The sequence below is a fragment of the Streptomyces sp. SJL17-4 genome (assembly GCF_036826855.1).
In the GTDB taxonomy this organism is placed as follows: Bacteria; Actinomycetota; Actinomycetes; order Streptomycetales; family Streptomycetaceae; genus Streptomyces.
Genome location: NZ_CP104578.1, coordinates 7,194,269 through 7,212,874 on the forward strand (window position 1 = coordinate 7,194,269; position 18,606 = coordinate 7,212,874).

The following is an 18,606-nucleotide window of genomic DNA, read 5'->3' on the forward strand; positions in this document are numbered from 1 at the left end:
TGTATCAATACAAAGCAGTTCGCAAGGGGGACCCATTGAGCCGCTCCACCCACTCCACCCCAACAGCCCTCAAGGACCGCATCCCCGGCGGCCGGGACGGCCGCCGCATGCTCGTCATCGGCTTCATCGACAAGTGCGGCACCGGACTCTGGTCCACGGCCATGGCCCTGTACTTCACCTTCGTCACCGGCCTCGACCTCGGCCAGGTCGGCCTCCTCATCGCCGTCTCCGGCGCCGCCGGCATCGCGGGCGCCCCCCTCGGCGGCCGACTCGCCGACCGCTTCCCCCTCGTCCGCGTCATCATCTGCACCCAACTGCTCCGCGCCGCCGCCCTCCTCGCCCTCCTCACCACCGACGACTACCTGCTGCTCGTCCTCTTCTCCGCCGCGGGCGCCCTCCCCGACCGCGCCACCAACGTCCTCACCAAGCTCTATGCCGCCCGGGTCGCCGGCCCCGACCGTGTCCGCTACCAGGCCATCAACCGCACCACCTCCAACATCGGCTGGACCCTCGGCGGCCTCGGCGCCGCGGCCGCCCTCGCCGTCGGCAGCACCACCGCCTTCCACCTCCTCCTCATCGGAGACGCCCTCTCGTACCTCGTGATGGCGGCGCTCACCCTCCGCTGCGCCGAACCCCCGGCCCCCTCCCGGACGGCAGCCGCCTCCACCGACGCCACCCCCACGGCCAAGCCCTCCAACCCCTGGCGCGACCGGGGCTTCCTCGGCTTCACCGCCGCGGACTCGGTCTTCTTCCTCCACGACTCGATCCTCCAGGTCGCCCTGCCGCTCTGGATCGTCCACGCCACCGACGCCCCCGTCGGCCTCGCCCCGCTCCTGATGGTCGCCAACAGCGCCCTCGTGGTGATCTTCCAGGTCCCGCTCTCGCGCTTCGGCTCCTCCACCGAAGCCGCCCGCCGTCTGCTCGCGCCCCTCGCGGTCCTCTTCGCCGTCGGAACGCTCGCCCTGGCCGTCTCCGCCCTCGGCGGCCGGGCCCTCTCGATCGCCGCCCTGATCACCGCGGCCGTCGCCCTCACCTTCGCCGAGATGATCCACACCATCGCGTCCTGGGAGATCTCCGTGGCCCTCGCCCCCGACGACGCGCAGGGCGCCTACCTCGGCGTCCACGGTCTTGCCCAGTCCGCCCAGCGCTTCTTCGGTCCCGTCCTCATGACCGGACTCGTCTCCGCCGGCCCCCTGGCCTGGCCCTTCCTCGGCGCCGCCCTCGTCGCCACGACCGCCGCGCAGAGCCGCCTGGTCCGCCGACGTCTCCCCACACCGTCACTGTCAGTGGCGAAGGTTACGTTGAGTGAGCACTGATCGGACCGCAACCCAGGGGGAGACATGACACGGACCGGCACCACCCCAGCGAACCTCCGCCGCGCCCTGCGCCGCGAAGTCCCCAGCACCGTCGGCCTCCTCGCCGACGAGCACGACTTCACGGCCATGCGCCAGTACCGCACCTTCGCCTTCGACGACCACACCACCTACCTCCGCCAGGTCGAGGCCCTCCTCAGGACCCTCGCCACCCAGGGCGGCCACACCACCGTCACGCTCTTCGACCCCGAGGAGTACGCGGCCTACTGCGCCGAAACCGCCCTCGACCCCGACCACCCCACCAGCCGCAGCCGCTTCACCGCCCACCTCGCCGCCACCGGCGCCCAGGTCACCTACACCGGGCAGCCCCTCAGCACCCTCCTCCCCGAGCTGGTCGACACCGCCGTCCGCCACGCCACCTGGGAGTACGCCACCACCGTCCTCGCCGCCGCGGGCGACTGCGCCACCTGCGGCAAGGACATCGGCAGGGCCGCCTTCGAGCGCGCCGCCCGGCTCCTCGCCCGCCTCCTGGAAGCCGCCGGCCCCGGCATCCACCACCTCGTCTGCAGCGTCCCGGCCGCCGACGACCAACTCCTCGCCGTCCTCCACGCCGACGGCACCACACCACCCACAGACGTCGAGGACGTCGCGGCCGCCGAGTTCACCGCGGTCCTCGCGGCGGGCATCGTCCTCGGGGCACCCGGCGGACTCGTCCTGCGCACCACCACCCCCGGCGGCCGCGACCGGCTCCACGGCTGGCGCCTCACCGGCGGCACCCTCGTTCCCCTCACCGAGGCCGAGGTCTTCGCCGCCTACTGCACCGACGCCCGCACCGGAGAACCCCTCTCCCCGGAACCGGGGGTGGACCACCGCGCCGGCTTCCCCCTCGCCCCCGACCCCGACGACGACTGGACCACCCACCACTGAGCCCACCCACGCCGAAGGGGCTCTCCGCCACCTCGGTGACGGAAAGCCCCTTCGTCAAGCACCCCCGGGAATCACTCCCCGGACAGCACCGCCTGCGCGGCCACGCGCGCCTCGTGCGCGGTGTCCGCCGCACGCGCCGCGGCGGCGGCACGCTCGCACTGCGCCAGCGTGTACTTGGCCAGCGTCGCCCGCACATACGGAATCGAGGCAGCACCCATGGAAAGGGAGGTGACACCCAGACCCGTCAGCACACAGGCGAGCAACGGGTCGGCCGCGGCCTCGCCACAGACACCACAGCTCTTGCCCTCGGCCTTCGCCGCCTCGGCGGACAGCGCCACCAGGTCGAGCAGCGCCGGCTGCCACGGGTCCTGGAGCCGCGACACCGCACCGACCTGACGGTCGGCCGCGAAGGTGTACTGCGCCAGGTCGTTGGTGCCGAGCGAGAGGAACTCGACCTCCTGGAGGATCGAGCGCGCCCGCAGCGCGGCCGAGGGAATCTCGACCATCGCACCGAACTTCGCCCGCAGCCCCGCCTCACGGCACGCGTCGGCGAAGGCCTTCGCGTCCGTACGGTCGGCCACCATCGGCGCCATGACCTCGAGGTACACCGGCAGCCCCTCGACCGCCTTCGCCAGCGCGGTCAGCTGGGTCCGCAGGACCTCCGGGTGCTCCAGGAGCGACCGCAGACCCCGGACACCGAGCGCCGGGTTCGGCTCGTCCGCCGGCGTCAGGAAGTCCAGCGGCTTGTCCGCACCGGCGTCGAGCACCCGCACGACCACACGGCCCTCGGGGAACGCCTCGAGCACCTTGCGATAGGCCTCGATCTGCTTCTCCTCGGACGGAGCCTTCTCGCTGTCGTCCAGGAAGAGGAACTCCGTACGGAACAGACCGACACCCTCGGCACCGGCCTCCACCGCCGCCGGCACATCCGCCGGACCACCGACGTTGGCGAGCAGCGGCACCTTGTGCCCGTCCGAGGTGGCGCCCGGACCGCTGGACGTCGCCAGCGCGGCCTTGCGCGCGGCGGCGGCCTTGGTCAGCTCCGCCTTCTTCTCCTCGCTCGGGTCCACGAAGATCTCACCGGTCGAACCGTCGACCGCGATCATCGTTCCTTCGGCGAGCTCACCGGCGCCCGGCAGCGCGACGATGGCCGGCACACCCAGCGCCCGCGCGAGAATCGCGCTGTGGCTGGTCGGCCCGCCCTCCTCGGTCACGAAGCCGAGCACCAGCGCGGGGTCGAGCAGCGCCGTGTCGGCGGGCGCCAGGTCCCGCGCGATCAGCACATACGGCTCGTCACTGTCCGGCACACCCGGCATCGGCACACCGAGCAGGCGCGCCACGATCCGGTTCCGCACGTCGTCCAGGTCGGCGACCCGCCCGGCCATGTACTCGCCGGCACCGGCGAGCAGTTCGCGATAGTGCGAGAAGGCGTCGTAGATACCGCGCTCGGCCGTGCTGCCCACGGCGATTCGGCGGTCCACATCGGCGATGAGCTCCGGGTCCTGGGCGATCATCGCCTGGGCCTCGAGCACGTGCTGAGCCTCGCCGCCGGCCAGGTTGCCGCGTGCATTGAGGTCGGCGGCGACAGCCTCGACGGCCTGACGGGCGCGCCCCTGTTCGCGCTCCGCCTCGTCCGCCGGAATCTGCTTGGCCGGCGGCTCGAGAACCGCCGTGCCCATGTGCCGGACCTCGCCGATCGCCACACCGTGGCTGACGCCGACGCCTCGCAGCGTTGTCTCCATCTCACCCGTCTCCGATAGAGCGGCGGCACCTGCCGCCGCGTTGAATGTCGAACTCGCGGTCGTCACGGGGACGATCCGGCTCAGCTCCAGCCGAAGAGCTGGTCGCCGGCCTTCACGTCGCCGTCCTCGACGACGTGGGAGAGCGAGTCCGCAGTGGCCTCGAGGGCCACGATGGGACAGATGGGGGACTTGCCGGCGGCCTCGACTGCGGCGGGGTCCCAGCGCACGACGGCCTGGCCGCGCGCGACGGTGTCGCCCTTGTTCACGAGGAGCTCGAAGCCCTCGCCGTTGAGCTGAACGGTGTCGATGCCGAGGTGGGTCAGCACACCGTGGCCCTCGCCGTCGACGACGACGAAAGCGTGCGGGTGCATGGAGACGATGACCCCATCGATGGGGGAGACGGCCTCCGAGGGCTCACGTACGGGATCGATGGCGGTGCCGGGCCCGACCATCGCACCGGAGAAGACCGGGTCGGGAACTGCGGCGAGACCGATGGCGCGTCCGGCAAGCGGCGACGTCACGGTTGTCATGGGAAGCCTCCCAGGGGCGGAGATTGTGTGGCGCCGTCACTACCTGTCCTGGACGGCGTACTGTTCTGAAGCGTAAGTCATAAGAAGTCCCAGTTCCGCACGAGACGTACCAGTTGGGCGGAGCTAGGGACTACCGGAAACGATTTGCCTCTACTGACGGTGGGATGTACTGTCGTACTCCTGCCTGACCCCAACGCGGCCTTGAGTCGCGGGTCGGCAGCACCTATCAAGCCAGATCCTAACCCCAGTGGTCTACACCTCTGCATGCTCGCAGGGACGTGGTCAGGGGGACCGAGAAAGCCTGGTAATGTTTGACCCCGCCGGGAACGGAAACACGAAAGTGAATTCCTGCCCCGCAAACCCGCTCCAGCGGGTGGCAGAAACGGAAAATCGGATCTGCTAGGCTGGAAACACGAAATACCGAAGGGAAGCCCGGAGGAAAGCCCGAGAGGGTGAGTACAAAGGAAGCGTCCGTTCCTTGAGAACTCAACAGCGTGCCAAAAATCAACGCCAGATTAGTTGATACCCCGTCCATCTTCGGATGGCGAGGTTCCTTTGAAAGTCCTGCCGGCCCTTGTGGCGGGTAGGCAACATACACAGCGAGGACGCTGTGGACAGTCGGCCTTATTCCGGCCTGACTGTCCCGCTCAACGCGAGTGTGCAACCGGATATCCGGTAAACATTCACGGAGAGTTTGATCCTGGCTCAGGACGAACGCTGGCGGCGTGCTTAACACATGCAAGTCGAACGATGAAGCCCTTCGGGGTGGATTAGTGGCGAACGGGTGAGTAACACGTGGGCAATCTGCCCTTCACTCTGGGACAAGCCCTGGAAACGGGGTCTAATACCGGATAACACCGGCTTCCGCATGGGAGCTGGTTGAAAGCTCCGGCGGTGAAGGATGAGCCCGCGGCCTATCAGCTTGTTGGTGGGGTAATGGCCTACCAAGGCGACGACGGGTAGCCGGCCTGAGAGGGCGACCGGCCACACTGGGACTGAGACACGGCCCAGACTCCTACGGGAGGCAGCAGTGGGGAATATTGCACAATGGGCGAAAGCCTGATGCAGCGACGCCGCGTGAGGGATGACGGCCTTCGGGTTGTAAACCTCTTTCAGCAGGGAAGAAGCGAAAGTGACGGTACCTGCAGAAGAAGCGCCGGCTAACTACGTGCCAGCAGCCGCGGTAATACGTAGGGCGCAAGCGTTGTCCGGAATTATTGGGCGTAAAGAGCTCGTAGGCGGCTTGTCACGTCGGGTGTGAAAGCCCGGGGCTTAACCCCGGGTCTGCATCCGATACGGGCAGGCTAGAGTGTGGTAGGGGAGATCGGAATTCCTGGTGTAGCGGTGAAATGCGCAGATATCAGGAGGAACACCGGTGGCGAAGGCGGATCTCTGGGCCATTACTGACGCTGAGGAGCGAAAGCGTGGGGAGCGAACAGGATTAGATACCCTGGTAGTCCACGCCGTAAACGTTGGGAACTAGGTGTTGGCGACATTCCACGTCGTCGGTGCCGCAGCTAACGCATTAAGTTCCCCGCCTGGGGAGTACGGCCGCAAGGCTAAAACTCAAAGGAATTGACGGGGGCCCGCACAAGCAGCGGAGCATGTGGCTTAATTCGACGCAACGCGAAGAACCTTACCAAGGCTTGACATATACCGGAAAGCATTAGAGATAGTGCCCCCCTTGTGGTCGGTATACAGGTGGTGCATGGCTGTCGTCAGCTCGTGTCGTGAGATGTTGGGTTAAGTCCCGCAACGAGCGCAACCCTTGTCCTGTGTTGCCAGCATGCCCTTCGGGGTGATGGGGACTCACAGGAGACCGCCGGGGTCAACTCGGAGGAAGGTGGGGACGACGTCAAGTCATCATGCCCCTTATGTCTTGGGCTGCACACGTGCTACAATGGCCGGTACAAAGAGCTGCGATGCCGTGAGGCGGAGCGAATCTCAAAAAGCCGGTCTCAGTTCGGATTGGGGTCTGCAACTCGACCCCATGAAGTCGGAGTTGCTAGTAATCGCAGATCAGCATTGCTGCGGTGAATACGTTCCCGGGCCTTGTACACACCGCCCGTCACGTCACGAAAGTCGGTAACACCCGAAGCCGGTGGCCCAACCCCTTGTGGGAGGGAGCTGTCGAAGGTGGGACTGGCGATTGGGACGAAGTCGTAACAAGGTAGCCGTACCGGAAGGTGCGGCTGGATCACCTCCTTTCTAAGGAGCACAGTACCGATTGCAGACAAACGTTCTGCACGGTCAGCTCATGGGTGGAACGTTGATTAGTTGGCGTGAGTGAACCTGATGGTTCTTCGAGTACTGCTTCGGCGTGGAAAGAAGAACACGGACGGTGGCTCACGCTTGGCACGTTGTTGGGTGTCTGAGGGTACGGCCGTAAGGTTTGTATCTTCGCGATGCCGGCCCCAGTGAACTCACCTGCTTGTCGGGTGGGGTGATGGGTGGCTGGTCGTTGCTTGAGAACTACACAGTGGACGCGAGCATCTGTGGCCAAGTTTTTAAGGGCGCACGGTGGATGCCTTGGCACCAGGAACCGATGAAGGACGTGGGAGGCCACGATAGTCCCCGGGGAGCCGTCAACCAGGCTTTGATCCGGGGGTTTCCGAATGGGGAAACCCGGCAGTCGTCATGGGCTGTCACCCATGCCTGAACACATAGGGCATGTGGAGGGAACGAGGGGAAGTGAAACATCTCAGTACCCTCAGGAAGAGAAAACAACCGTGATTCCGGGAGTAGTGGCGAGCGAAACCGGATGAGGCCAAACCGTATGCGTGTGATACCCGGCAGGGGTTGCGCATGCGGGGTTGTGGGATCTCTCTTTCACAGTCTGCCGGCTGTGAGACGAGTCAGAAACCGTTGATGTAGGCGAAGGACATGCGAAAGGTCCGGCGTAGAGGGTAAGACCCCCGTAGCTGAAACATTGACGGCTCGTTTGAGAGACACCCAAGTAGCACGGGGCCCGAGAAATCCCGTGTGAATCTGGCGGGACCACCCGCTAAGCCTAAATATTCCCTGGTGACCGATAGCGGATAGTACCGTGAGGGAATGGTGAAAAGTACCGCGGGAGCGGAGTGAAATAGTACCTGAAACCGTGTGCCTACAAGCCGTGGGAGCGTCGGATACAGCTTGCTGTATCTCGTGACTGCGTGCCTTTTGAAGAATGAGCCTGCGAGTTTGCGGTGCGTTGCGAGGTTAACCCGTGTGGGGAAGCCGTAGCGAAAGCGAGTCCGAATAGGGCGATTCAGTAGCGCGCTCAAGACCCGAAGCGGAGTGATCTAGCCATGGGCAGGTTGAAGCGGAGGTAAGACTTCGTGGAGGACCGAACCCACCAGGGTTGAAAACCTGGGGGATGACCTGTGGTTAGGGGTGAAAGGCCAATCAAACTCCGTGATAGCTGGTTCTCCCCGAAATGCATTTAGGTGCAGCGTCGTGTGTTTCTTGCCGGAGGTAGAGCACTGGATAGGCGATGGGCCCTACCGGGTTACTGACCTTAGCCAAACTCCGAATGCCGGTAAGTGAGAGCACGGCAGTGAGACTGTGGGGGATAAGCTCCATGGTCGAGAGGGAAACAGCCCAGAGCATCGACTAAGGCCCCTAAGCGTACGCTAAGTGGGAAAGGATGTGGAGTCGCAGAGACAACCAGGAGGTTGGCTTAGAAGCAGCCACCCTTGAAAGAGTGCGTAATAGCTCACTGGTCAAGTGATTCCGCGCCGACAATGTAGCGGGGCTCAAGCGTACCGCCGAAGTCGTGTCATTGCAGCAATAAGCCCCAACGGGTGCTGTGATGGGTAGGGGAGCGTCGTGTGCCGGGTGAAGCAGCCGCGGAAGCGAGTTGTGGACGGTTCACGAGTGAGAATGCAGGCATGAGTAGCGATACACACGTGAGAAACGTGTGCGCCGATTGACTAAGGGTTCCTGGGTCAAGCTGATCTGCCCAGGGTAAGTCGGGACCTAAGGCGAGGCCGACAGGCGTAGTCGATGGACAACCGGTTGATATTCCGGTACCCGCTTTGAAACGCCCAATATCGAGCCCATTAATGCTAAGGCCGTGAAGCCGTTCCGGACCCTTCGGGGAAAGGAAAGTGGTGGAGCCGCTGACCCAAGGTGGTAGTAGGTAAGCGATGGGGTGACGCAGGAAGGTAGTCCAGCCCGGGCGGTGGTAGTCCCGGGGTAAGGGTGTAGGGCGTTGTCCAGGTAAATCCGGACAGCACATAGCCTGAGACCTGATGCCGAGCCGATTGTGGTGAAGTGGATGATCCTATGCTGTCGAGAAAAGCCTCTAGCGAGTTTCATGGCGGCCCGTACCCTAAACCGACTCAGGTGGTCAGGTAGAGAATACCGAGGCGTTCGGGTGAACTATGGTTAAGGAACTCGGCAAAATGCCCCCGTAACTTCGGGAGAAGGGGGGCCACGTCTGGTGATCGGATTTACTCCGTGAGCTGGGGGTGGCCGCAGAGACCAGCGAGAAGCGACTGTTTACTAAAAACACAGGTCCGTGCGAAGCCGTAAGGCGATGTATACGGACTGACGCCTGCCCGGTGCTGGAACGTTAAGGGGACCGGTTAGTCACATTTCGGTGTGGCGAAGCTGAGAACTTAAGCGCCAGTAAACGGCGGTGGTAACTATAACCATCCTAAGGTAGCGAAATTCCTTGTCGGGTAAGTTCCGACCTGCACGAATGGCGTAACGACTTCTCGACTGTCTCAACCATAGGCCCGGTGAAATTGCACTACGAGTAAAGATGCTCGTTTCGCGCAGCAGGACGGAAAGACCCCGGGACCTTTACTACAGTTTGATATTGGTGTTCGGTTCGGCTTGTGTAGGATAGGTGGGAGACTTTGAAGCCGTGACGCCAGTCATGGTGGAGTCGCCGTTGAAATACCACTCTGGTCGTGCTGGATGTCTAACCTCGGTCCGTGATCCGGATCAGGGACAGTGTCTGATGGGTAGTTTAACTGGGGCGGTTGCCTCCCAAAGGGTAACGGAGGCGCCCAAAGGTTCCCTCAGCCTGGTTGGCAATCAGGTGTTGAGTGTAAGTGCACAAGGGAGCTTGACTGTGAGACCGACGGGTCGAGCAGGGACGAAAGTCGGGACTAGTGATCCGGCGGTGGCTTGTGGAAGCGCCGTCGCTCAACGGATAAAAGGTACCCCGGGGATAACAGGCTGATCTTCCCCAAGAGTCCATATCGACGGGATGGTTTGGCACCTCGATGTCGGCTCGTCGCATCCTGGGGCTGGAGTCGGTCCCAAGGGTTGGGCTGTTCGCCCATTAAAGCGGTACGCGAGCTGGGTTTAGAACGTCGTGAGACAGTTCGGTCCCTATCCGCTGTGCGCGTAGGAATATTGAGAAGGGCTGTCCCTAGTACGAGAGGACCGGGACGGACGAACCTCTGGTGTGCCAGTTGTCCTGCCAAGGGCATGGCTGGTTGGCTACGTTCGGGAGGGATAACCGCTGAAAGCATCTAAGCGGGAAGCCTGCTTCGAGATGAGTATTCCCACCTCCTTGAGAGGGTAAGGCTCCCAGTAGACGACTGGGTTGATAGGCCGGATGTGGAAGCCCAGTAATGGGTGGAGCTGACCGGTACTAATAGGCCGAGGGCTTGTCCTCAGTTGCTCGCGTCCACTGTGTTAGTTCTGAAGTAACGAACTGTGCCGATACCGGTTGGTTAACTTCATAGAGTTTCGGTGGTCATAGCGTTAGGGAAACGCCCGGTTACATTCCGAACCCGGAAGCTAAGCCTTTCAGCGCCGATGGTACTGCAGGGGGGACCCTGTGGGAGAGTAGGACGCCGCCGAACAATTTTTAGCCTCAACCCCCGGACTCTGTCCGGGGGTTGAGGCATTTTTGCGTTCCGGGCCCGGCCGGCGCCCCCTGTGCATCGGGGTGTTGTGGCTGAGGGTAAGGTCGGGGGGCATCGTCCGTACGTTCCCAGCAGGAGGCCCCCGGGTGGAGGTCCAGGAGACTCGCGTTCAGACCGACCGGGTCCTCACCATCCCCAACATTCTCAGCATGGCGCGTCTTGCCGGCGTGCCGCTGTTTCTGTGGTTGATTCTCCGTCCGGAGTTCGGTGGCCCCAACAGTGACGGCTGGGCGCTTCTTGTCCTGATGCTCAGTGGCGTCAGCGACTATCTCGACGGCAAACTGGCCCGGCGTTGGAACCAGATCAGCAACCTCGGCCGACTGCTCGATCCCGCCGCCGACCGGCTGTACATCCTGTCCACTCTCGTGGGTCTCACCTGGCGCGAGATCCTGCCGTGGTGGCTGACCGCCGCCCTCCTGGCGCGCGAGGCCATGCTTCTTGTGATGGTGGGAATCCTCCGCCGGCACGGTTACCCGCCGCCGCAGGTGAACTTCCTCGGCAAAGCTGCGACTTTCAACTTGATGTACGCGTTCCCGTTGCTGCTTCTCAGTGACGGAACGGGCTGGCTTTCGTCACTCGCCGAAGTTTTCGGGTGGGCCTTCGCCGGATGGGGTACAACTCTGTATTGGTGGGCAGGGATCCTCTACGTGGTCCAGGTCCGTCGACTCGTGAAGGCGGATACCGCGGCCGATTGAGCCCGTCCGTCCTGTGCCGAGCAGCGTCGCCGGCAACGACGAGGACGTCCGAGGGCCCCGAACGGACAGGCGAAGTCGGCAGGACCGTCGTCTCTTCAAGGAGGACGCTTCCGACATGAAGGCCGTCGTGATGGCCGGTGGCGAAGGAACCCGACTTCGCCCCATGACCTCGAGCATGCCCAAGCCTCTACTGCCGGTGGTGAACCGGCCGATCATGGAGCACGTCCTACGACTGCTCAAGAGGCACGGTCTCAACGAGACCGTCGTCACCGTGCAGTTTCTCGCCTCTCTCGTCAGGAACTACTTCGGCGACGGCGAGGAGCTCGGGATGGAGCTCACGTATGCCAACGAGGAGAAGCCACTCGGTACAGCGGGAAGTGTGAAGAACGCCGAGGAGGCGTTGAAGGACGATGCCTTCCTCGTGATCTCGGGTGACGCGCTCACCGATTTCGATCTCACCGATCTCATCGCCTTTCACAAGGAGAAGGGCGCCCTCGTCACGGTCTGCCTCACCCGGGTGCCGAATCCGCTGGAATTCGGTATCACGATCGTCGACGAAGAGGGCAAGGTCGAGCGCTTCCTGGAGAAACCCACCTGGGGCCAGGTCTTCTCCGACACCGTGAACACGGGCATCTACGTGATGGAGCCCGAGGTCTTCGACTACGTCCAGGCAGACGTTCCGGTGGACTGGTCGGGTGATGTCTTTCCGCAGTTGATGAAGGAAGGCAAGCCGATCTACGGCTATGTCGCCGAGGGCTACTGGGAGGACGTCGGCACCCACGAGAGTTATGTGAAGGCCCAGGCGGACGTCCTTGAGGGCAAGGTCCAGGTCGACATCGACGGCTTCGAGATCTCGCCGGGAGTCTGGGTCGCCGAAGGTGCCGAGGTACACCCCGAAGCCGTGCTGCGGGGACCGCTCTACATCGGTGACTACGCCAAGGTCGAGGCCGGCGCCGAGATCCGTGAGCACACCGTCATCGGCTCGAACGTCGTCGTGAAGAGCGGTGCCTTCCTGCACAAGGCCGTCGTCCACGACAACGTCTACATCGGGCAGCAGAGCAATCTGCGCGGCTGTGTGATCGGGAAGAACACCGACGTCATGCGGGCCGCCCGGATCGAGGACGGAGCCGTCATCGGGGACGAGTGCCTGGTCGGTGAGGAATCGATCGTGCAGGGCAACGTCCGGGTCTACCCGTTCAAGACGATCGAGGCCGGAGCCTTCGTCAACACCTCGGTCATCTGGGAGTCCCGTGGACAGGCCCACCTCTTCGGGGCCCGAGGAGTCTCCGGCATCCTCAACGTGGAGATCACCCCGGAGCTGGCCGTCCGGCTGGCGGGGGCGTATGCCACGACCCTGAAAAAGGGCGCGACCGTCACCACGGCTCGTGACCACTCCCGAGGTGCGCGGGCACTGAAGCGGGCGGTGATCTCGGCGCTGCAGGCCAGCGCCATCGACGTACGGGATCTGGAGAACGTGCCGCTGCCGGTGGCGCGGCAGCAGACCGCGCGGGGAAGCGCCGGCGGCATCATGGTGCGGACCTCGCCCGGCGTGCCCGACTCCGTGGACATCATGTTCTTCGACGAGCGCGGTGCCGACCTGTCGCAGGGCGGGCAGCGCAAGCTCGACCGGGTGTTCGCGCGGCAGGAGTACCGGCGTGCGTTCCCCGGAGAGATCGGTGACCTCTCCTTCCCGGCGAGCGTCTTCGACTCGTACACCGGCTCCCTGCTGCGGAACGTCGACACCTCCGGGATCGCGGAGGCCGGCCTGAAGGTCGTCGTGGACGCGTCCAACGGCAGCGCCGGGCTCGTACTGCCCAGCCTCCTCGGGCGGCTCCAGGTCGACTCGCTGACGATCAACCCCGGGCTCGACGAGTCCAGACCGACCGAGTCGGCGGAGAGCCGGCGGGCCGGGCTCGTACGCCTCGGGGAGATCGTGGCCTCGGCGCGGGCCGCGTTCGGGGTGCGGTTCGACCCCGTCGGTGAGCGGCTCTCGCTGGTGGACGAGCGAGGGCGGATCATCGAGGACGACAGGGCGCTCCTCGTGATGCTGGACCTGGTCGCCGCCGAGCGGCGCTCGGGGCGGGTCGCGCTGCCCGTGACGACCACCCGGATCGCCGAGCAGGTGGCCGCGTACCACGGCACGCAGGTGGAGTGGACGACGACCTCGCCGGACGACCTCACGAGGGTCGGGCGCGAGGAGTCGACGATCTTCGGCGGTGACGGGCGCGGCGGGTTCATCGTGCCCGAGTTCAGCAGCGTCTTCGACGGGGCCGCCGCCTTCGTGCGGCTCATCGGTCTCGTCGCGCGGACACAGCTCACGCTGAGCCAGATCGACGCGCGGATTCCGCGGGCGCATGTCCTCAAGAGGGACATCGCGACGCCGTGGGCCGTGAAGGGGCTCGTGATGCGCCGGGTCGTGGAGGCGGCGGGCAGCCGCTCCGTGGACACCACCGACGGCGTGCGGGTGGTCGAGGCCGACGGGCGGTGGGTGATGGTGCTGCCCGATCCCGCAGAGGCCGTCACCCATCTGTGGGCCGAGGGACCCGACGACACCTCCGCCCAGGCCCTGCTCGACGAATGGGCCGAAGTGGTCGACAGCGCAGGTAGCTGAGCGGATCGGACCGGTCGGCGGGGAGCACCCCCTGGGTGCCTCCCCGTCGGCCGGAGGGGCCATTCGGCGGTAGGCCGTGCGACGTGCGACGATGTGCGGCATGTCGCAGCAGCCCCCCGTTCGGAGCACCGGATCACCGCCGCCGCGCCCGGACGCGTCCATGTCGCTGCTGAACAACGTGATAGACCATGCGCTCGACGACGGCTACGCGGAGGCGACCGCCCGGCGCGCTGCCGAGGGCGGTGGGCTGCCCCGTAGCCTGCGGGCCAAGCTGGGCGTCGCCGCGGGTCTGGTGCTCGCCGCCGCCGTGGTGACCGTGGGTGCGGCCGAGGCGCGGATCTCCGCGCCTGTCGTCGCCAAGGAGCGGCAGGAGCTGATCGACCGGATCGAGGCGGAGACGTCCTCGGCCGACCAGCTGGAGCAGGACGTCGAGCGGATCCGGTCCGAGGTCGCCGAACGCCAGCGGCAGGCACTCCAGCAGCACGGCGGCGACCAGGCCGAGCTCGTGGGGCTGCTCTCGGGCGCGACACCCGTGCACGGCCCCGGCGTGAAGCTCGTCGTCAACGACGCCAAGGGCACCGACACCGGGGGAGGCGGGCCGCGGGAGAGCAGCGGTTTCTCCGACACCGGCCGGGTACGCGACCGGGACATGCAGCGCGTCATCAACGGGCTCTGGGAGTCCGGCGCCGAGGCCGTCGCCATCAACGGTCAGCGGCTTACCTCGCTGTCCGCGATCCGGGCCGCGGGCGACGCCATACTGGTCGACAACAAGCCGCTGGTGCCGCCGTACACCATCCTCGCGATCGGGGACGGGCAGCGGCTGAGCACCACGTTCCAGGACAGCGCCGACGGGCAGTATCTGCACGCGCTGGTGGAGAACTTCGGGATCAGGAGCGGGATCACGGCCGAGGGCGACGTCCGCCTGCCGGCCGCGCCGAGCCTGACCGTACGCACCGCAGAGCCGAGGGGGGCCGGGGCGGCGACGCCGTCCGGTCGGGCCACGGCCGACACAGGGAAGGGCACATCGTGATCGCCGTACTGGGCCTGATCGTCGGAGTCGTGGTCGGACTGTTGGTCCGCCCCGAGGTTCCGGCGGTGGTCGAGCCCTATCTTCCGATCGCCGTGGTCGCCGCCCTCGACGCGGTCTTCGGCGGCCTCAGGGCCATGCTCGACGGCATCTTCGTCGACAAGGTCTTTGTCGTCTCGTTCCTCTCCAACGTGGTCGTGGCCGCCTTGATCGTCTTCCTCGGCGACAAGCTGGGCGTGGGCGCGCAGCTGTCGACCGGCGTCGTCGTCGTGCTGGGTATTCGCATCTTCTCCAACGCGGCCGCCATCCGGCGCCATGTCTTCCGGGCGTGAGGCCGATGAGCGAGAACCCTGAGAACCCCGAGAACCCTGAGAACCGTGAGAGCCGGAAGAACCCGCAGAACCGGCAGGAACCGCTGAACCCCGAGAGCCCCCGGAACTCCGAGAGCGAGCGGGAGTTCGGGAGCGTCGGGAAGTCGGAGGGCGCCGGCAGGCCGGAGGGCGTCGGGAAGCCGGAGGGCGTCGGCGAGCCCGTGCGTGGCGGCAGGGTGGGGGAGTCCGAGGCTCCCACGGATTCCGTCCATGACACGACCGCGGACCACGACATCCGCGTACCCGTGCCGCCGGCGGCCCCCGCGGCCGAGCCGAGCGGGCGTCGGCGGCTTGCCTCCGCGCTGTGGCCGCCCCGGGTGACCCGGGCCCAACTCGTCGTCGCGCTGCTGCTGTTCGTCCTCGGTCTCGGCCTTGCCATCCAGGTCTCCTCGACCAGCGACAACAGCGCCCTGCGGGGGGCGCGCCAGGAGGACCTGGTGCGGATCCTCGACGAGCTCGACGACCGTACGCAGCGCCTGGAGGACGAGAAGTCCCGCCTGGAGAAGCAGCGCACCGAGCTGGAGTCGAGCTCGGACCAGGCCGAGGAGGCGCGCAAGCAGACCCAGGAGAAGGAGCAGCAGCTCGGTATCCTGGCCGGCACGGTCGCGGCCGAGGGGCCCGGCATCACGCTCACCGTCGGCGACCCGAGCGGGGCCGTCGAGTCGGACATGCTCCTCGACGCCATCCAGGAGCTGCGCGCAGCCGGAGCCGAGGCGATCCAGGTCAACGGTGTCCGGGTGGTCGCGGACAGTTATTTCACCGGTAGTGGTGATGACATGCGGATCGATGGAACGAAGGTGGCCGCTCCGTACGTCTTCAAGGTCATCGGCAAGCCGGAGGATCTCGAGCCCGCGCTCAACATCCCCGGCGGTGTCGTGCAGACCCTGGAGAAGGAGCAGGCCACAGCCACGGTGGAGCGGTCGGCGAAGATCATCGTCGATGCCTTGCGACCCGCGAAGCGGCCTGACTACGCTCAGTCGTCCTCGTAGTGAGAGGGAGACAACGGGGGTCCCGCGACAAGGGCAAGACGTTGCGGGGGGTCGGCGCACCACATCGGTGGTGCGTGGTGGAAACTGTCCGGAGGATACGGACGTTGTGAAGGTGTCCGGGTCGGCAGGTGTGATGGATCTCGGTTCGTCCTGCCCCACGGGCGGGTCTGTTTCGGTCAAGGGGAATCGCCCGTGAGTTTTTTTTCGAAGTTGTTCGGCAAGAGCGGACGCGAGGACGGCGGTAACGCCAAGCACCGCGCGTCGCGCCACGCCCAGAGCGAGGAGCAGAGCGGCGAACGCCCGCTCTTCCGCGATGAGGTCGGCGGCCAGGGCGGTGACGTTCCGGGCGCGTACGGCGCGTCGTCTGTTGACCCTGCCGGGGCTGCCCGCATAGGTTTCGGAGAACCATCAACCTCAAGTACGGGTGGAGGGTTTGCCGCCGACCCGTACGCCACACAGACCTCGGCGGGGCAGCCGCGGCAGGAGGGTGCGTCCATGCCGGTGTGTACGAGGTGCGGTCACCGCAACGCGGCCGACAGTCGTTTCTGCTCCCACTGCGGCACGCCGCTGCGGGGCGGAGTCGCTCCCGAGCGTGCTTCCGAGACGACGTCCACGATCTCCATCTCGGGTCTCGAGGCCTACGACGCGGAGGTCACCGGCCAGACCCAGCTGCCCTCGCTCTCTCCCGAGGCGCTGGCCGCCGTCGAGGCCCTGCCGTCCGGTTCCGCGCTCCTCGTGGTGCGTCGTGGGCCGAACTCCGGCAGCCGGTTCCTGCTCGACGGTGAGCTGACGACGGCCGGCCGTCACCCGCAGAGCGACATCTTCCTGGACGACTTCACGGTCTCCCGGCGCCATGTCGAGTTCCGGCGGGCCCAGGACGGCAGCTTCACCGTCGCCGACGTCGGCAGCCTCAACGGCACGTACGTCAACCGCGAGCCGATCGACTCGGTCGTTCTGTCCAACGGCGACGAGGTGCAGATCGGTAAGTACCGCCTGGTCTTCTACTCGAGCCAGCGGGGCATGTAGCGCCTCGGAGAAGCCTTCAGGGAAGGTCCATGCTGCGAACACCGACGGGCGGTGCCGGATCCGGCACCGCCACCGCGGGCGACCGGCTGGTCAGCATCGGCACGGTGCTGAACCAGCTGCGCGACGAATTTCCCGAAGTGACCATCTCCAAGATCCGGTTCCTGGAGGCCGAGGGGCTCGTGGAGCCCCGGCGTACGGCCTCCGGGTACCGGAAGTTCAGCCCGCAGGATGTCGAGCGGCTCGCTCAGATCCTGCGGATGCAGCGGGACCACTACCTTCCGCTGAAGGTCATCCGCGAGCACCTCGACGCCCTCGCCAGGGGAGAGCAGATCAAGCTCCCGACCCCCGGCCGCCGGCGGGACCTGCTCGAAGGAGCCTGGGAGCAGGACGCCGAGCCCCCCACCGCCGCGCGGATCGGGCGGGCCGAACTGCTGGCCGCGGCCGAGGTCACCGAGGCGGAACTCCTCGAGTGGGAGTCGTACGGTCTGATCTCCGAGACGGACGGTGGCGGCTACGAGCCCGAGACCGTGACCGTCGCTCGGCTCGTCGCGGATCTGGGGCGATTCGGACTCGAACCCCGGCACCTGCGGGCCGTCAAGGCCGCCGCGGACCGCGAGGCCGGACTGATCGAGCAGGTCGTCGCGCCGCTGCGCCGACACCGTAATCCGCAGACCAGGGCCCATGCGGAGGCCACCGCGCAGGAGCTCGCCGCACAGTCGGTGCGGCTGCACGCCGCGCTCGTACAGACCGCGCTGGGGATTCGGCTGCAGTGAGCCCGTGTGGGCCCGTGTGAGCCCGTCTGAGCCCGTGAGGGGCTTTCGGGGCGGGCTCGGGGTGGTGTGTGGGCCGGGTTCGGGGCTGGGGTTCAGGGTGCGCTTGGGGCGGATTCGGGGTTGGGTCCAGGGTGGGCTCGGGGTGGGCTTGGGAGGGCCCGACTATCCAAACCGGTCGGGCACGTCCTAGGGTTGCTGTGTGAACGAGCTCGACGTTGTGGGTGTCCGGGTGGAAATGCCCTCCAACCAGCCGATCGTGCTCCTGCGTGAAGTGGGAGGCGATCGGTACCTCCCCATCTGGATCGGACCGGGTGAGGCGACCGCGATCGCCTTCGCCCAGCAGGGGATGGCCCCTCCGCGGCCGCTGACGCACGACCTGTTCAAGGACGTGCTGGAGGCCGTGGGACAGGAACTCACCGAAGTCCGCATCACGGATCTGCGTGACGGGGTCTTCTACGCCGAGCTGGTCTTCGCCAGCGGCGTCGAGGTGAGCGCGCGGCCTTCGGACGCGATAGCACTGGCCCTCCGGACCGGAACGCCGATCTACGGCAGTGACGGTGTGCTGGACGATGCCGGCATCGCGATTCCGGACGAGCAGGAGGACGAGGTGGAGAAGTTCCGCGAGTTCCTCGACCAGATCTCACCGGAGGATTTCGGGACCAACAGTCAGTGAGTCGAAGCGGCGCGGCCGCAGGCCGTTCGCGGGGTGCTGTCAGAGCATTCGAGTAGCCT

12 protein-coding genes and 3 rRNA genes are annotated in these 18,606 nt (G+C 66.0%); 13 read left to right on the forward strand and 2 right to left on the reverse strand.

The genetic code is table 11. The features are described from left to right. The first annotated feature begins 35 nt into the window (after positions 1-35). Positions 36-1,316: an MFS transporter gene (locus N5875_RS32400; RefSeq protein ID WP_318206694.1), complete on the forward strand. Its 1,281-nt coding sequence runs from the start codon at positions 36-38 to the stop codon at positions 1,314-1,316. 24 nt (positions 1,317-1,340) lie between these two features. Continuing rightward, on the forward strand, positions 1,341-2,240 hold the full coding sequence (locus tag N5875_RS32405; RefSeq protein WP_318206693.1) for a hypothetical protein: 900 nt from the start codon (positions 1,341-1,343) through the stop codon (positions 2,238-2,240). A gap of 71 nt (positions 2,241-2,311) precedes the next feature. Here the strand turns inward: N5875_RS32405 and ptsP are convergent, their stop codons facing one another. Together ptsP and N5875_RS32415 are read right to left on the reverse strand one after the other, a co-directional pair. After that, complete coding sequence (gene ptsP / locus N5875_RS32410; protein WP_318206692.1) at positions 2,312-3,982, reverse strand: phosphoenolpyruvate--protein phosphotransferase; 1,671 nt, start codon at positions 3,980-3,982, stop codon at positions 2,312-2,314. A gap of 80 nt (positions 3,983-4,062) precedes the next feature. Beyond that, on the reverse strand, positions 4,063-4,512 hold the full coding sequence (locus tag N5875_RS32415) for a PTS glucose transporter subunit IIA (protein ID WP_318206691.1): 450 nt from the start codon (positions 4,510-4,512) through the stop codon (positions 4,063-4,065). A 682-nt stretch (positions 4,513-5,194) separates the two neighbouring features. Between N5875_RS32415 and N5875_RS32420 the strand changes: the two genes are divergently transcribed. The 11 genes from N5875_RS32420 (at position 5,195) to N5875_RS32470 (ending at position 18,547) form a co-directional block, all read left to right on the forward strand. After that, positions 5,195-6,720: ribosomal RNA gene (locus tag N5875_RS32420) — 16S ribosomal RNA — on the forward strand. Positions 6,721-7,009: 289 nt separating this feature from the next. Continuing rightward, positions 7,010-10,129, forward strand: a 23S ribosomal RNA gene (locus N5875_RS32425). A 73-nt stretch (positions 10,130-10,202) separates the two neighbouring features. Then, a 5S ribosomal RNA gene (gene rrf, locus N5875_RS32430) occupies positions 10,203-10,319 on the forward strand. Together the 16S, 23S and 5S rRNA genes form the textbook arrangement of a ribosomal RNA operon. Positions 10,320-10,468: 149 nt before the next feature. After that, on the forward strand, positions 10,469-11,077 hold the full coding sequence (locus N5875_RS32435) for a CDP-alcohol phosphatidyltransferase family protein (RefSeq protein ID WP_189831299.1): 609 nt from the start codon (positions 10,469-10,471) through the stop codon (positions 11,075-11,077). Positions 11,078-11,192: 115 nt separating this feature from the next. After that, positions 11,193-13,688, forward strand: a complete 2,496-nt coding sequence (locus tag N5875_RS32440; RefSeq protein ID WP_318206690.1) for a mannose-1-phosphate guanyltransferase — start codon at positions 11,193-11,195, stop codon at positions 13,686-13,688. 100 nt (positions 13,689-13,788) lie between these two features. Further along, complete coding sequence (locus tag N5875_RS32445; protein WP_318206689.1) at positions 13,789-14,718, forward strand: DUF881 domain-containing protein; 930 nt, start codon at positions 13,789-13,791, stop codon at positions 14,716-14,718. Beyond that, positions 14,715-15,047, forward strand: a complete 333-nt coding sequence (locus N5875_RS32450; protein WP_015032176.1) for a small basic family protein — start codon at positions 14,715-14,717, stop codon at positions 15,045-15,047. The genes N5875_RS32445 and N5875_RS32450 overlap by 4 nt, the downstream gene beginning before the upstream one ends. Then, complete coding sequence (locus tag N5875_RS32455; protein ID WP_338497773.1) at positions 15,044-16,075, forward strand: DUF881 domain-containing protein; 1,032 nt, start codon at positions 15,044-15,046, stop codon at positions 16,073-16,075. The genes N5875_RS32450 and N5875_RS32455 overlap by 4 nt, the downstream gene beginning before the upstream one ends. 63 nt (positions 16,076-16,138) lie before the next feature. Beyond that, positions 16,139-17,101: an FHA domain-containing protein gene (locus N5875_RS32460; protein WP_318207353.1), complete on the forward strand. Its 963-nt coding sequence runs from the start codon at positions 16,139-16,141 to the stop codon at positions 17,099-17,101. Between the two features lie 29 nt (positions 17,102-17,130). Then, positions 17,131-17,874 (forward strand): MerR family transcriptional regulator, encoded by a 744-nt coding sequence (locus tag N5875_RS32465; protein WP_318206687.1) that lies wholly within the window; start codon positions 17,131-17,133, stop codon positions 17,872-17,874. 199 nt (positions 17,875-18,073) lie between these two features. Next, complete coding sequence (locus tag N5875_RS32470) at positions 18,074-18,547, forward strand: bifunctional nuclease family protein (RefSeq protein WP_015032172.1); 474 nt, start codon at positions 18,074-18,076, stop codon at positions 18,545-18,547. The last annotated feature ends 59 nt before the right edge of the window (positions 18,548-18,606 follow it).